Origin of the sequence: Micromonospora humida (assembly GCF_016901255.1) — a bacterium.
GTDB classification, from domain to species: Bacteria; Actinomycetota; Actinomycetes; order Mycobacteriales; family Micromonosporaceae; genus Micromonospora; species Micromonospora wenchangensis.
In genome coordinates, this window is the sequence record NZ_JAFEUC010000013.1 from 1 (window position 1) to 14,886 (window position 14,886).

The window sequence follows — 14,886 nt, forward strand, 5'->3', positions numbered from 1 at the left end:
GCTGGGATTCCGGGGAGGCCAGCCACAGCCGGTAGGCGGTGTGCAGCTGGTAGCCGTGGGGTTGGGCGGGGGCGTCGGAGACGAAGAACAGCATCACCCCGTGTGGGCTGAGCGCGTCGCGGTATCCGTAGCGTTGGTCGGCTTCGATCATGTGTCCGGTGTTCAGGCGTTTCGCCCGGTAGACGATCTGCTGCCGCAGGTCGGCCCACCACCGGGCCTCGACCGACACCCCACCGTCGGGCTCCCCCGGCTGCGGGGGTGAAGGGGTGTGCTCGGGCGGGGCCACGTGGACGGGGACGTCCCGGCGGTACGGTCGCTCGTCGGGCATCCGGTAGTCCGGCGGGGCCGGCTGGATCAGGCGGGGACCCGGTGGGGGTTGGTGGTCCGCCGGTCGGCGGGGGCCGGGCGGTGGTGGCGTCGGCCGGGGTTCGGGTCGCCAGGCCGGGTCCAGCGGATCGTTGCTGTGGTAGCCCGGTGCCGCTGGCGTCTGGGCGGTGTAGGTCGTCATGGTCGGGGTGTTCCTCGGGGTTCAGATGGAGATGTGCAGGGCGTCGGGCACGGCATGCGTCTTCGGGGTGCCATGACCGATGCCGGCGTACACGTCAGGTCGGGTGCGGCGCAGGCGTGCGGCCCAGATGCCGCCTGTGGTGGCGGTGGCGGTGAGGATCGCCGGGAGCAGCAGCGGATACGGCGACCCTGGTGCGGCTCCGAGGAGGGAGCCGACGTTGCCGACCATCGCCACCAGGACCACCGACCCGCCGAGCACCCCCAACACCGGCGCGACCTTCCACTGCCAGATTCCGGCCCGTTGACCTCGCACGGCGGGTGGGGCGGCCAGCGCGGCGATGGAGGCGGCGAGGAGGAGGCAGAGCAGGCCGAGTGCGCCGAGGGTGGACAGCCAGGTGAACATCACCGCGACCGGGTCGACCCCGGCGACCGCGAACGAGGCGACGACGAGTGCCGCCGTGCCGGTTTGGGTGAGGGAGCCGCCGCGTGGAGCGCTGACCCGGGTCGTGCTGTCAGTGCGGGCGAGACCGGTGGGCAGGACACCTTCGCGGGCCATGGCGAACACGTAGCGGGCGATGACGTTGTGGAACGCCAGCATCGAGGTGACGATCGCGAACACCAGCACCACCCCGGCAACACCCACCCACACCGTCCCGGCGGGTTCGAGGATCGTGAACGGTAGGCCGGAGGACGGATCGGCCGCGCGGGAAGCGACCGTGTCCGGGCCGACGGCCACGCCCATCGCCCACGCGGCGGCGGCATATACGCCGCCGAGGGTGAGGACGGCGGTGATGGTGGCGCGGCCGATCGACCGGCGGTCGACGGCTTCCTCGACGAACGAGCCGGGGGCGTCGACGCCCATGAACGCGGCCACGCACAACGCCACCGCCCCACCGATCCCCCCGACCGCCAGACCGGAGGCGTCGAATCCCTCCCACGACACCGTCCCGTCGGCGGGCGCGCCGAGGCCGGCGGCGACGAACAGGCCGACGATCAGCAGGGACACCGTGAGGACCCCGCCGAGGACCCAGGTGGACAGGGCGATCGCCCGTACTCCGAGTGCGCCGACGACGGCCCAGGCGATGCCGGCCCACACCCACCAGGTGCCGCCGAGTTGGGCGGCGAGGGTCGCCCCGAACAGGCCGTACAGGCTGGTCTGGATCGCCGTGTACGCGACCAGGGCGACCAGGCCAGCGGCGACACCCCCACCACGGCCGATGCCGTGGGCGAGGATGCCGTAGTAGGCCGCCGGATGCCCGACCTGCCGGGCCAGCGCCGTGTAGCCGACCATCAGCAACGCCACCACTGCGGTGACCAGGACGAAGGTGAGGGGTAGTGCGGTCACCCGGGTCGTGGCGTAGGTGGTGACCAGACCACCGGCGAGAACCACCATCGGCGCGGACGCGGCAGCGCCGAAGATCGACAGGCCGGTCGGGGTCATCGTCCGGCGGGCGAGAGCCACCTGCGTGTGGATGCTCATCGCTGCCCCCGCTGCGGGACGTCCGGGCACGACGGCTTGCGGCAGTCCCGTACCGGGTGGGTGGTGACGTCGGCGGCGTGGACCGGCACCAGGTACACGGCGGTGGGTCGTACCGGGCCGGTGCGCCAGTAGCTGCGGTCGCGGTCAAGTCGTCGCAACGCCACGTCGGCGCGCGGGGTGAACCCGAACAGGTCGTGCGTGCCGTCGGGCCACTCCCGGCGGAGCGCGTACCCCCACAGGTGCACCTGGGGTTCGGTGCCCGCGTCGTCCGCACTGGCGGGGGTGGTGGGGCGGGTGCGGGTGGGGGTCAGCCAGGGCGGCAACCACCAACCCGCCGTACGCCTGCGCGGCGGAACCATAACCAACGGACGCTCGACAACCGTCAACATGAGACAAGCCCTTTCTCCGGAAAGTGGGTGCACGGGGGTGACTGGCGGGCCACACGGCCTCCGCCAGCTACTGATCAGGGGGTGACGCCCAACCGGGCGCGGTCAGAGAGAACGGTCAGGGAGAACGCGGCGGTACCGGGACGAGCCGGCCACGTACCGGGGTCACCCTACGGCGCAGCCGGACCCGAGGGGGAAGCCCGCCACACGCCCGGCCGCTGTCAGGGCCGGGTCGCCACATCCGCCACAGCGCGGGGCCGTCCGGCTCCAGCAGGATCGGTGACCTCGGCTCATACCCCAGCCCGGCCAACAAACCCTCCCTCGGACGACCACCCGAAACCTCCGTGTACGCGGGAAGACCTTCGCCGTCCAAGACCCGGTGGTGGGCGGTCAGCAACGCCCGCGCGGTCTCGTCGCCGCCGGGGCGGGCGGCGAGGTGCGCCAGGTAGGCGTGGGGGACCTGCGGGACCACGGCGTCGACGTAGGCGTGCCACAGCGCGAACCGCGACGCGTGCCGACCGAGGACCCGGTGCAGGTCATACATCCACGCCGCCGCCGGCACCTCCGACCGCCGATGCCACACCGCCACCACCGACCGGTCCCCCGTCGTGTCGACCTGACCGTGCTCCAACCCCCACGACGCCAACAGCCGCGCATACCGGCCCAGCACCTCGGGTCGTTCGGTGACGTCGGGCACCAACCAGCCACCGACCGGTCCGGCCGACAACGACTCCGCCACCAGCGGCGACAGCACGTCAAGATCCGCCACCGACGCACGACACACCACGACCCGCGTCACGGCACGTCCCACATCCGGTGGTCCCCGCCCTCGCCGCCGGCCGCCTCGGCGACAACGGTGGTGTCGACGGAGCGTTGCCGCGACGCCCACAGGTCCGCGTCGAAGCCCCGCTGGAACGTCACCGCCACGTGCAGGTCGTCAGGCTCGACACCGCCGATCGGCAGCCACGTCCGCGCTTCCCGAACGAACTCCGGCGGACCACACACCAACACCGCCTGCCCCGCCTCGTAGTGGTGCAGCACCGACCCCAGCAAGCTCCCCCGAGCAACCGGATCGGCACTGCCGTCGCCCGAGAGCACCACCACCACCGTCAACCACTCACCATGCTCCCGCTGCAACTCGTCCAACGCCGCCGCGTCATACAGATCCCCCAACCTGCGAACACCCACCACCAACGTCACCCGCCGGTCCGGCGAGGCCGCAACCTGCTCCACCAACGCCCGTAACGGCGCAAGCCCCGTACCCCCAGCAACGAGCAACAGATCGGCATCACCGGCCGCCGCCAACGACAAGCCCACCTCACACGGCGGCCCCAACCACAGCAGATCCCCCGCCGTCACCTGCCTCACCAACACGGGCGAGACGACACCACCAGGAACGACACTGACATGGAACTCCACCGTCCCGTCCGGACGCGGCGCGTTCGCCGGAGACAACCACCGCCACCGACCCGGCAACCGAGGCGAACACACCGGCACAGCGTCACCCGCCAGGTAGTGCAGCCGCCGCACCGGACGCACCGTCACCACCGCGACGCACCCGGACGCCGACACCACCGACTCCACCACACCGAACGACACCTGCGGGCCATCACCCAGCATGCCGGCGCACTGCTCGGCCAGACGCAACACCCGCAAACAACCCTGCTCCCACACCCGGACCAGCTCCGGCCCCCACCACTCCCCCGCGAACCGCCGCACCGTGTCCACCACCGCCGCCCCGATCACCGTCCCGTGATACGGATACAGGTCGAACCGCCGATACAACCGGCCCAACACCACCAGCCCCGCCCGATAAACAGCAGGATCAGCCCCGTGCGCGATCGCCTCCACCAACGTCGAGAAGAACACCGGCGCAAACCGCTCCGGCAGAAACCGCACACTCCGATCCACCATGAACGACCAGAAGTACGCCGCCGCCCGCTCATGATCGGCGACAGTGCGGGGCAGCGACTGCTCAAGATCAGGCGCGGACATGAACCACTTCCTCCGGTGGATCGTCACGTCCACCCCTCTCGACACCGCCATCGGACAACGCCTTCCGGGCATCACTGGTCCACATCCTTCGCAATGCGAAGAAGGCGCAGGAACGCGGTCACCCGGCAACTGCGTCCACGATCATTGACGCGGCCCCGACGCCGCCACCTGTGATCATTGGGAGGTTTCCTTCCCCACAATTCCCCGTGTCGCGGGGAAGTTACATAGACGGCCCGAATTGCGTACGGTGGTGCAGCACCATCGATGGGGCACGGCTGACGGGGAAGGGCCGCACATGACCGACGGGAATCCCGAGAGCCTGCGGCAGCAACAAACGCGCCTCGCCGCCGAACTACGGTCAGCGGGAAGAACCTGGGTCGAAACCGCCGAGGTCTTCCGCGACAGGTTCCGCCTCAACCCCCGCGTCGCACTCCGCGTCGTTCGCGGATGGAGCCAGGCGAAGGCCGCCGAGGAATGGAACCAGCGCTGGCCCAACGAACCCAAGTCGTTCAAGAGCTTCTCGTACTGGGAGATCTGGCCCGGCAAGGGCGGCTACTCCCCCTCCCAGGACAACCTGGCCCGCCTCGCCGAACTCTACGAATGCAGCGTCGCCGACCTCCTGGCCGACCTACCGAGCTTCCGCCACCTCGACTCCGCCACCGCATCGACCCCCGTCACGCCCGAGGGGGTGAAACCCGGCCTGCAAGGTGAAATCATGGTGCCGAGCGAGGCAGAGATCCTGCTTCGTGACCTGCTCGGTCGACGCCCCGGCGCCGACGCGGACGCCCCGCCACAAGCGGAAACCGCCGGCCTGTACCGCCGACCCGAGGAGGTCAACTTCGCAGAGTTGGCGCAGGTCATCACCATGTGGATGCAACGAGTACCCCACCCCCAGACCCGACGCGACATGCTGACCAAGCTGACCGCCGCACTCGCCGTCGCCGCAACAGCACCACTGACCGACCTCGCAGGCTTCACCGACAGCGCCACCGCCGCACCCACGCTCACCGATCCCGCACGGTTCGAGCCGGCCACCCTCGCGCACTGCGAAGCCATGATGCCCAACCTGCGTAAGCAGGGCGACGTCCTCGGCGCTGCCGCCACCCTGCCCACCGCCCTGGCCTACCGGCGCATCGCCGAACAACAGGCCAAAGCCGCACCCCACGGTCCACACCGCGACCGCGCCATCGCCACCTACGCCGAACTCACCCAACTCGCCGGCTGGCTCTGCTTCAACACCGGCGACTACCACACCGCACAACGCCTCTACGACGACGCACGCACCGCCGCCCACGACGCCCGCGCCGACGAACTCGTCACCTACATCCTCTGCACCATGAGCCACCTCGCCACCTGGCAAGGCAAACCCCGCATCGGCATCGACCACGCCGCCGCAGCCTCCGCCTGGGCCGACCAAACCGGCAGCCCCTACGCCCGCGCCTACGCCGCCGACGTAGCCGTCCGCGCCCTCACCGCCGACAACCAAAACCACCAATCCAAACAAGCCCTCGACCGCGAATACACCGCCCTACAGGAAGCACTCACCGACCAGAGCCCCAGCCAGTCCTGGTGGTACTTCTACGACGAATCCTTCTACTGGAGCACCAACACGCAGAACGCGCTGAAGTTCGACGGAGTCGACCGAATCATGGCCGCCTCAGAGAAGGCATTGAAGCTCAGCGACAACGGCAACCTTCACGAGCGGTCGTTCCGCCTTCTCTACCGCGCGGAAGCCTTCGCGCGTCAGCAGAACATCGGCCTGGCCTGCCAAACCACCATCGAAGTCGTGGAACTGACGTCCGTGAACTCGACTCGCCGCATCGAGCAGCGTTTGCAGGAGATGCGCCGAGGGCTCGATCCATGGAAGCGCACCCGCGCTGTCAAACAGCTCGACCAGGCAATCGCCGCCTACCGGTCCTCAACGCCCGTCAAGTAACGGGAGCGGACGCACAAACATGGCGTACTCCCGGTAGTACGCCCCCGGCCGGCCGGGAATGCTGCCTACCCGCTGCCAGCCCCACCCCTCGTACAGAGCATGGGTTGCCGTGGCAACCGGATTGGCCGTCAAGGTCGCACGCTCCTCGCGCCGTCCCCTCAGGAACGAATCGTGCAGGCCGCGCCCAATCCCCCGACCCTGCCATGCCTTGCGTACCTCGATCTCGGCCAGGACCACCGTGCGTTCACCACCCCGCTCGTCGGTGAACCCCTCCTCCGGAGCCGGCTGAAGCCCGGCGAACCAGTCCCGGTCCTGCCGCAGGCTGTACCCGAAGACGAACCCCACCAACTCATCCCCCGCCCGCGCGAAGACCAACTCGTAGTTCCGCGCACCCAACGCCGCCGAGGCCCGCCCCCGGAACGCGTCAACCTTGACCGTCGCATCCTCGCCAGGAACCTGCCCATAGGCGTCCGCGTAGACCTCACACAACTCGTCCATCAACCCGCCAGCAGCCTCCGCACCAAGGCGGGCGTACGTCACATCGCTCACGCCCACCACCCTACGGACGCCCCACGTCCCACCCTTCCCCGTGCCACGGGGAACTACGCTGCGCGAGGGCAGTCGAATTTGCAATCCACACGGGTACCCCAATATCCGTTTAGGTGCAGATGAAACAAGCCCTGAAATCCATCGCTCAGGCCATCGACACCACCACCAGCCTCTCGCCCCAGCATCTATCGCAGAATGTTCGGTAGAACACTTTCTCGGCGTACAGGCGGACTCGTCCGTCGCCCACCAAATTAGAGCGGTGATCACGGCCTGAGCTGGTCCTATGTTCGGACAGCTACGGTCGTTCCTGGTCAACATTGGCCGGCGTTTAGCGCGCTTGAGCCCCGGCCCAGTCGGCCTCGCCTGGTATCAGTCGACTACTCCCGTCGCGGGGCCTCTACGGGTTGCGCGCATGGCTCCGGGTAGGGGTCGCCGGCTGCCGGGGGAGGTCGGGTACGTCCTGCCCGTGGATCTGGGTACCGCGACGGGAGGAACCAGTGGAAAGCCAGTCCCGGGATTGACCGCCGTGGCAGCTGGGAACCCCAACAATGCGACCAAGCCGACCCACCAGCGTCTATCGCGGCCTCGCTGAACTTGGCCCTTTGGCCATGGGGGGGTGTCCCGGCGGCTGTCGGCGCCTCACCGCCCCAATGCTGTAGGCGTACGGAGCGGCATGCCGCCAGCGGCTTACCGCACTGCACCGCGCTCCGCGTGGTGCAGTGATACCGAATAGATCATTTCGGCAGCGAGTTGCGAACGTGTTCTGCGCTTAAGGACTCCACACTCTCGCGTTGATTGGGAATTACTTCCTGCTCATCGGTCGATCGACCGAGACGTTGCAGGAGTTGTCGGAACAACCCTTCCCTTGCCAATGACTCGATGTCGATGCAGCCCAATAAGGCGAGTTCGGCAGTGCTTACGTCCTTAAAGTTCTTCCGGTCTTCACCAAAGACCTCAGGGTGGAACTTCTGCAGAAATAAGCATAAAAAGTAAACAAAATCATGCCCATTCATCGACTTCCGAGGATCACTGGCAGCTAGCGCCTCACTGAGATGGACGTGCTGTGCACAAACGCGATCCTTGTCAATAGTGCGAGCTGCGGGATCTGGACACGAGTCAATCGAGTCTCTTACCAACTTTTCGAGATCAAGGATGAGCGACTTTCCTGCCACCGTCACTCTTCGTTCAAGTCGCTTAACAAGCGTGAGACTTTCAACCTCTTGTCGCAAGAGCCATCTAAGGATGAAGATGGCTCGCACTAGCGGTGCGATCGAGGAAAGTATGCTGTGGGCCGATAGATCGGAAGATGCCCGAAGGCAAACCAATAGGAACTTCTGGATGACCTTTTCGTTGAAGCAATACATGTTCAGGTCCGCATAATCAGTTAGAAGTGCAAACCGGGCCGCGCTTGGCTTATCTTCCAAGGTGTGCCAGTAGTCTGCGTCCGCGATGCAGGTGAATCCGCCACTAGCCCCGAGTTCAGCTAGACGAGAAGCGGCAGCTACGACTTTCCCCTGCTCACCGAATCGCACTCCATACTGATGAACATCAAAATTGAGAAGAACGCGGTCCGAGATAGCATAAACTGTCGCTGAGTCGATTTCATGATGGCGCATAAACCAATTTATGACGCCCGCATCCGTTCTGCCTTCAGTGTAAATTTCGTGCAGGCCAGGCTCCACCGAATGCAAGGTCGCCAGTTCTTCGATCGTGCGTCGAGTGCCGTCGTCTTCGAAGCTCATTCGACAACCTTCAGCTCCGCAAGATACGGACGATGCCTTGTAATTATCTCGATCGAGTGCGTTGCCATCATGAACTGAACGTTTGACCCTTCGGCCAGATCCAAGAGAGTCTGAACGAGGCGGCGCTGCCACTTGGCATTCAGGCTGAGTTCCGGCTCGTCGATCATGAATAGGGTGGTCGACTGCCGTGAAAGAACTGTCCGACAAAGGAGTAACAGCAATTGACGTTCACCGGAAGACAGGCGCGCGGGAGGGATTGGGTTACCGTCCTCACTGCGGATTCTGATTCCATTGCGTGGCGTAAAGAGAACGCTCTTGTCGTCAAAGTAATCGTTGAGATAGTTGACGAAGGTTCGAACCATTTTCTCGGTGGCCTGAAGTGAATCCAGCCGCGCATCTTGGCCGGTTAGATACGGATCTAGGATGCTCGCCACAAGTGACAAGCGAGACGGGGGAATGCTATCGAGCATCCCGAGCATCGACTTGCTTTCAAAGTGCGTTGCGAGTCCAAAATCACTAAACCGCTTCGTTCGCCGATCTAGACTAATCAGTCGACGACGCAACTCATCAATCGCGGGCAACTCATCTAGTTCAGTTATTCGGCCCAGCTGAGTTAGCACCTCTCTGTAAACCTCGTCTGCACCTCTGGAGCCCATCGCAGCGCCACTAAGAAGTTGCTGCCTAAGCCATTCCGTCGTTTGGCTCAGAGATGATGCGAGTTGCAGGTTAACTGGAAGTTCGTCGTTTAGCCGGTTCGCTTTTTCGTAGCGTGCTGCTCGTGCAGGTTCTTCTTCATCGGCATGAAGCCTGCGATCGTCTCCCAGCAGGACTGGCTTAATGCCTAAGTATTCGAGATAACTCAGATAAGAGTCATCCGTTTCAAACGTGAATACGTCATCTTCATCAGAAATTACATCTGGGTCGATTGCTCGAATTCGCGCTGCCGCGATGTAGTGATCTGAAACTTCCTTGGGGGGTATGCGGTACGTATCAACAGGAATGACCCCGCTGTGCCCCTCGGTCGGCGATTGGTAGAACTGTCGGGCGAGCATCTTTCCGTCGCGTTCTACACTGATCGAATATGCGCCCGTCAGTCCGTCGTGCTTATCAACAATTATTCTGGTTCCATTTCCCAGGTTTACCGCAAACTGCCTGAATGGCGTGGTTGCGATTGCCGTTCGGTGGCCCTTATTTGGGGCAATAGAAAGAAGATGCCATAAAAGCCGGAGGATCGTCGTCTTCCCGGAACCATTCATACCATAAAGAAGCATCAATGGAGGGGCTGCGAGATGTTGCGTCTCACGATTCTGCGACCTGATTCGATAGGTGTACCGCCCAAATAACTGCTTGACATAAATTTCGGCAACCACGAACCCCGCCCCTCGCGGGACAATGTTCGTCATTTCGCTATCCATGCGGATGCCAATCGATCGTTCGGCAGGGGCGGTCGAGGATAGCGGCCTTCGATGGTATCGGTAGGCTTACCCAGCCCGACTTGCCCTTTATGTCTGTTTCGAGAATGCCCATTGTCGACTACCAGACAGTCAAGACTGTCCTGACTGCTGCGTACGGGGTGGAGCGAGGTTCGCCGTCTACGCTGAAGGTCGCCTCCATCGATCGCGCCGTCGCCGCCTCCGCATTGACCGCCCAAAGCGGCAGCCCCTACGCCCACGCCGCCGACGTAACCGCCTCCGCCCTCGCCGCCGACAACCAAAACCGCCGACGGGCTTTCTGCTCACCTGCCCGATCGCTGTGGCCAGCCGATCCGCCATGTCGGTGGCAACGGTCTGCTGCCATCTCCATGTTCGCCATGCGACCACCAACCCGACAGCGCGCACCACAATTCCACCGAAGCCAGAAACAGTGCCTACCCGATCGGTATCACCGACCGCGTTTAGTGCCTCCATTATTAGTGCGGCCACTGAGACAACGACGGATATTGCGTCTACGACGACACCAACGGCGACATGTGCTACACCAACTGCACAGCGGTGAGGGCGGCGGGCGCGGCCCCGATCCGGCGCGGCGACCCCGGGTACTCACGGAAACTGGACCGCGACGGCGACGGGTTCGCCTGCGAGTAGGCAGTCGTCTGTGGGTTCGGTCTTCGCCGGCTCAGAACATGTCAGCGACGGCAATGCCAGCCGTTTCGCCCTTCGGGGCCCAGTCCACCCGCTGGGCGAAGTGGGCCACCGTCATCACCTCCACGCACGCCTGCCGGTGCCGCCCACCCTCCCCTTCGGACTCGACCGGAGGAGTTCACGAACCGGACCAGCCTTGATTCTCCTGAGTGATCAGGAGGTGACTTGAATGAGTATTCATGTTTGACTACCTGCGTGGAGGCGGGGGAAACACGGCTGTCGATCGACTGCGGTAGCGCGAGCACCGTAGCCGTGTTGGCCTGGCCTGATGGTCGGGCGTCGGTGTTGCCGTTCGATGGTCTGCCGTACCTGCCCAGCGGCTTGTTCCTGGCCGAGGACGGACAGGTGTGGACGGGTCGACGGGCGTGGCAGGCCGCCGAGACGCAGCCGCACCGGTTCGTACCGAACCCCCGCCGTACCAACGATGGCGAGCTGGTCATCAACGGCTCGGAAGCGGAGGCGGTGGAGTTCGCGGCGGCACCGTTGCGGCGGGCTGCTGCGGAGGCCGAGGGTGTTGTTGGTGAGCCGGTGCGGGATGTGCGGTTGGTGGTGCCGGCCGGGTGGGGGCCGCGTCGGCGCACCTGGATGCGGCAGGTCGCACACCGGGCTGGACTCGGGCAGCCGCGCCTGGTGGAGGCTCCGGTGGCCGTCACGGAGCATTTGGTCGCCACCGGTGTACGGCTGACGGTCGGATCCTTCGTTGTCGTGTGTGATGTCGGCGCGGGTGCCGAGGTAACGGTGCTGCGCCGAGGCCCGGCAGGGTTCGAGGTCCTCGCCACGCTCGCCGACCCTGCAGCCGGCGGTGCTGCCGTCGACCTAGCGTTGACTGCGGCTGTGCTCCACGGCCGGGAGGTGCCTGCCGGCGGTATGGGCCAGTGGGCGATGGCGGAAAGCGTCCGGGTCGCGAAGGAAACCCTGGGTTCGCATCCGGCGGTCACCGTGCCGGTCGCCGGCCACCACCCGGTCATCGCGGACCGCGCCATGCTCGACGCCGCCGCCCAACCGGTCGTACGGCGGGTCGCGGAGTTGACCCAGCAGTGCATCGCTGCCGCCGACCTGACCTCCGGCGACCTCGCGGGAATCTACTGCGTCGGGGGCAGCGCCCACCTCCCACGCCTGGACGCCGCCATCGCCGAGCACACGGGGGTCACGCCGATGCTGGTGGCGGAGCCTCAACTCATCGCGGCGCGGGGCGCCGCCGAGGTGGGCGCTCCTGCGGTCGGGGTGGGTGCGGTGGAGGTGACGGTGCCGCCGATCCGGCGGGCCGTCGCCATCGCGGTGCCCGGCCTCGCCTCCCTGGCACTGCTGTGGCAGGCCCTGCTGACCGCCGAACGCAACAACACCCTCAGCGCGTACTACTACGTCCTGTTCAACCTGGGCGAATTGACGATGGCAGCGGTGTTCGCCCTGGTGGCCTGCATCGCAGCAGGCACCATCCTCGGCTCGTTGATCGCCGCCCGCAGCCCCACCCCCGAACTACGCACCGAAGGCGGAAAAGTCAGCATCGGCATCCTCGCCGGAGTCTCCCTCGGCGTCGCCATCGCCGCCCTCTACGCCGTCGTCATCAGCCAATACTTCGGCCTCCCCCTACGCGGGTTCCTCACCTGGGCACTCTGGCCAATCGCCCCCACCGCCGTCCTCGCCGTGGTCATGGCGATAATCGCCGCCCGACAATGGCGCACACCCTCCGGCGGCTGGTCCACGCTCCTGGCCACACCCACCGGCTCGGTCGTCACCGCCGCCGTGGGCATGGGACTCATCCAGTACGCACGCACCGCCGACCGATGGCCCCACCTGGTCGTGTGGCTCGACCTCACCGCCCGCATCGGCGGACTCCTCCTCGGCATCGGCACCGTCATGGCCCTCGTGACACCACTGATCTTCCGCATCGTGCTCGCCGCCCCGATAGCGGTGATCAGCGCCGCGATCGTCACCGGACAATCCACCGGCATCCTCGGCGTCAGCTACGCCATAGCCATCACCGTCTGGTGGGCAGCACGCGTCTGGACCCGCCTCATCCACCCCACCACCGGCCCCACCACCCTCAGCCCACCAGGTCGAGGCGGGTGACATGCGCTGGCCACGACAGTTGATGTCGCTGATCTTCGTCCTGGCGTTCCTGGTCGGTCCACCAGCGGTGCTCCTGACCGTGATCGGCCCGCCCCTTCGCGGATGGCCGACCTCGGAGCAGTTGCGGGCCTGGTTGCAGCAGCCGTTGACCGAAGAAACGCTCACCGCCGGACTCGCCATCGGCGCGTGGCTGATCTGGCTGCTCGTCGCCTACACCGTCGCCATCCGGATCATCATCCGCCTCCGCGCCACCACGGCATGGCTACGGCGGATGCCCCTCCCCACACCGTTGCAAGCGACGGCCAGTGGAATGGCCGGTGCAGCCGTCTTCGGCGTCACCACCAACACCGTCACCACCACCCCGCCGGAACCGCCACAGCCCGCAGCAACAGGCACCGCCACATTCCACGACGACACCGCCCCGGACGACTACCGCGACCAGGCCGTACGCGAGGACGGGGTCACGGTTACCGGTGGCTGGCTGCCCCGGGACGTCGCCGAACAGGTCACCGCCGCAGCAGCACTGATCTGGCTACGCCGCCGCCGCGACTACCAACCCCACCCCACCCAACCCGACGACACCGACCTCACCCCACTACCACCCACCGTCACCGCCGTCCAAGCCGCCCTCGCCGACAGCCCCACCCCGCCGCCGCCGGACGAAAACGCGGCCCCCTTCGAAGCCCTGCCGGCCGGCGGGGTGGGCCTCACCGGACCGGGCACGCTGCCCGTCGGGCGCGGACTGCTGGTCACCGCCATCCTGGCCGGACAACGCCACAGCTCTACGTCGTTAATCGTCACCCAGGCAACCCTGGCCCTCCTTCTCGGACCGGCCGCAGAGACACTCGGGCGACGCCTGCCGCTGACGATCGTCGACACCGTTGACGAAGCAGCACAGCTACTCCAACCTGCCGGCCCCGTCACTGGTGAAGCCATTCCTGGTCAGCGTCAGGGTGGGACGTCGAGTAGGCACGGCCATCGGAAGATCGTGCTGCTGAACGACCACGACGGCAACGAGCAGCAGTTGAAGCACCTCGCCGAGACAGGCACCGCCGCCGCTGCTCTCGTCGTCGTACTGGGAGAACAACCGGACGGGCCAAACTGGCACGCCGGCTCCACCGGCTATCTGCGCGACCCACACCACCCCGACATGCCGGGCCCACGGCTGTGCATCCTGGACTGGACGGCGACCACCGACCTGCTCACCGTCATCGCCAGTCCCGGCCCGGCACCAGCCCATCCCGACAGTGGACGCCCACCACTCCCCTACGCCGGATCACCAGAGCTGCCACTGCCACGACAGGTTGCCCGGCACGAACCTACGCGCCTGTCCACCGCATCCCGGCAACGGCTTCACCTGCGCGTCCTGGGTGACCCGCAACTGCTCATCGACGGCGAGCCCCTGACCATCCGCCGCAGCGCCGGGCTCCAAGTCCTCGTCTACCTGGCCATCCACCCCAGCGGGGCCGACACCGCACAACTCACCGACGCCATCTGGCCAGGACTACCCCGCCACTCTCTCACCGGCCGCCTCTACACCGCCCTCAGCGACCTCCGAAGCACCATCCGAACAGCAAGCGACCTACCCGTCATCGACCACTCCGATGACCGCTACCGCCTCAACCCCGCGCACATCGAGGTCGACCTGTGGCAACTTCACGCCACCATCCACCAGGCTGCCGCCACCCTCGCCCACACCGCCACTGCCTGGCAGACCGTCCTCGACGCCTATCCCGCGGACCTCGCCACCACCCGCACCTGGCCATGGCTCGACCCTCACCGCGAAGCAACCCGCCGCCGAGTCATCGACCTGTGCGCCACCCTCGCCGCCAAGGAACCCGATCCACACCGCTTTCTACAGTTGCTGCAGGACGGCATCCACATCGACCCGTACAACGCCGACCTACATGGGCTCGCCGGCCGTGCCCTCATCGACTTGGGTGAGCTGGAAGCCGCCGTCGAGCTGCAGCAACAGCATCAGCAGTCCCTCTTACGAGTTGGGCTCGACAGCGAGTTCTCTCCCCGCGTCTCGTTCACCGCACCAGACGCCGGTAGGTGATGCTGTCGCAAGCCCTGACCG

General features: G+C 66.1%; 11 protein-coding genes and 1 pseudogene. 4 read left to right on the forward strand and 8 right to left on the reverse strand.

Annotated elements, in window-relative coordinates:
• The 5 genes and pseudogenes from JQX11_RS32695 to JQX11_RS23610 form a co-directional block, all read right to left on the reverse strand.
• Positions 1 to 508 (reverse strand): annotated as a pseudogene (locus tag JQX11_RS32695) (hypothetical protein); the annotation flags it as partial.
• A 21-nt stretch (positions 509 to 529) separates the two neighbouring features.
• On the reverse strand, positions 530 to 1,987 hold the full coding sequence (locus tag JQX11_RS23595; protein WP_204927156.1) for an APC family permease: 1,458 nt from the start codon (positions 1,985 to 1,987) through the stop codon (positions 530 to 532).
• Entirely contained in the window at positions 1,984 to 2,310 is a 327-nt protein-coding gene (locus tag JQX11_RS23600; protein ID WP_204927157.1) for a hypothetical protein, read from the reverse strand. The genes JQX11_RS23595 and JQX11_RS23600 overlap by 4 nt, the downstream gene beginning before the upstream one ends.
• Positions 2,311 to 2,491: 181 nt before the next feature.
• On the reverse strand, positions 2,492 to 3,142 hold the full coding sequence (locus JQX11_RS23605) for an N-acetyltransferase (protein ID WP_307826320.1): 651 nt from the start codon (positions 3,140 to 3,142) through the stop codon (positions 2,492 to 2,494).
• A 26-nt stretch (positions 3,143 to 3,168) separates the two neighbouring features.
• On the reverse strand, positions 3,169 to 4,419 hold the full coding sequence (locus JQX11_RS23610; RefSeq protein WP_232378459.1) for an FAD-binding oxidoreductase: 1,251 nt from the start codon (positions 4,417 to 4,419) through the stop codon (positions 3,169 to 3,171).
• A gap of 244 nt (positions 4,420 to 4,663) precedes the next feature.
• Here JQX11_RS23610 and JQX11_RS23615 point away from each other — a divergent pair, with 244 nt between their 5' ends.
• Positions 4,664 to 6,304: a helix-turn-helix domain-containing protein gene (locus JQX11_RS23615; RefSeq protein ID WP_204927159.1), complete on the forward strand. Its 1,641-nt coding sequence runs from the start codon at positions 4,664 to 4,666 to the stop codon at positions 6,302 to 6,304.
• Here the strand turns inward: JQX11_RS23615 and JQX11_RS23620 are convergent.
• The 3 genes from JQX11_RS23620 to JQX11_RS23630 all read right to left on the reverse strand — a co-directional run bounded on the left by JQX11_RS23620 (position 6,287) and on the right by JQX11_RS23630 (position 9,998).
• Complete coding sequence (locus JQX11_RS23620) at positions 6,287 to 6,853, reverse strand: GNAT family N-acetyltransferase (protein ID WP_307826321.1); 567 nt, start codon at positions 6,851 to 6,853, stop codon at positions 6,287 to 6,289. The two genes, JQX11_RS23615 and JQX11_RS23620, sit on opposite strands and share 18 nt — an antisense overlap.
• Positions 6,854 to 7,587: 734 nt before the next feature.
• Positions 7,588 to 8,595: a hypothetical protein gene (locus JQX11_RS23625; RefSeq protein WP_204927160.1), complete on the reverse strand. Its 1,008-nt coding sequence runs from the start codon at positions 8,593 to 8,595 to the stop codon at positions 7,588 to 7,590.
• Positions 8,592 to 9,998 carry an AAA family ATPase gene (locus JQX11_RS23630; RefSeq protein ID WP_204927161.1) on the reverse strand — a complete coding sequence of 469 codons (1,407 nt, stop codon included), beginning with the start codon at positions 9,996 to 9,998 and terminating at the stop codon, positions 8,592 to 8,594. The genes JQX11_RS23625 and JQX11_RS23630 overlap by 4 nt, the downstream gene beginning before the upstream one ends.
• Positions 9,999 to 10,562: 564 nt before the next feature.
• Between JQX11_RS23630 and JQX11_RS23635 the strand changes: the two genes are divergently transcribed.
• The 3 genes from JQX11_RS23635 (at position 10,563) to JQX11_RS23645 (ending at position 14,865) form a co-directional block, all read left to right on the forward strand.
• Positions 10,563 to 10,679, forward strand: a complete 117-nt coding sequence (locus JQX11_RS23635; protein ID WP_232378460.1) for an excalibur calcium-binding domain-containing protein — start codon at positions 10,563 to 10,565, stop codon at positions 10,677 to 10,679.
• Between the two features lie 309 nt (positions 10,680 to 10,988).
• Positions 10,989 to 12,806 carry an Hsp70 family protein gene (locus JQX11_RS23640; protein WP_307826322.1) on the forward strand — a complete coding sequence of 606 codons (1,818 nt, stop codon included), beginning with the start codon at positions 10,989 to 10,991 and terminating at the stop codon, positions 12,804 to 12,806.
• Positions 12,807 to 12,828: 22 nt separating this feature from the next.
• Positions 12,829 to 14,865 carry an AfsR/SARP family transcriptional regulator gene (locus JQX11_RS23645; RefSeq protein WP_232378522.1) on the forward strand — a complete coding sequence of 679 codons (2,037 nt, stop codon included), beginning with the start codon at positions 12,829 to 12,831 and terminating at the stop codon, positions 14,863 to 14,865.
• The last annotated feature ends 21 nt before the right edge of the window (positions 14,866 to 14,886 follow it).

What these genes read in the sequence shown, in the direction of transcription:
- JQX11_RS23610 (WP_232378459.1), bottom strand. Translation starts at nt 4,419, where the DNA reads ATGGCGGTGTCGAGAGGGGTGGACGTGACGATCCACCGGAGGAAGTGG.
- JQX11_RS23645 (WP_232378522.1), top strand. Translation starts at nt 12,829, where the DNA reads ATGTCGCTGATCTTCGTCCTGGCGTTCCTGGTCGGTCCACCAGCGGTG.
- JQX11_RS23595 (WP_204927156.1), bottom strand. Translation starts at nt 1,987, where the DNA reads ATGAGCATCCACACGCAGGTGGCTCTCGCCCGCCGGACGATGACCCCG.
- JQX11_RS23630 (WP_204927161.1), bottom strand. Translation starts at nt 9,998, where the DNA reads ATGACGAACATTGTCCCGCGAGGGGCGGGGTTCGTGGTTGCCGAAATT.
- JQX11_RS23615 (WP_204927159.1), top strand. Translation starts at nt 4,664, where the DNA reads ATGACCGACGGGAATCCCGAGAGCCTGCGGCAGCAACAAACGCGCCTC.
- JQX11_RS23625 (WP_204927160.1), bottom strand. Translation starts at nt 8,595, where the DNA reads ATGAGCTTCGAAGACGACGGCACTCGACGCACGATCGAAGAACTGGCG.
- JQX11_RS23635 (WP_232378460.1), top strand. Translation starts at nt 10,563, where the DNA reads ATGTGCTACACCAACTGCACAGCGGTGAGGGCGGCGGGCGCGGCCCCG.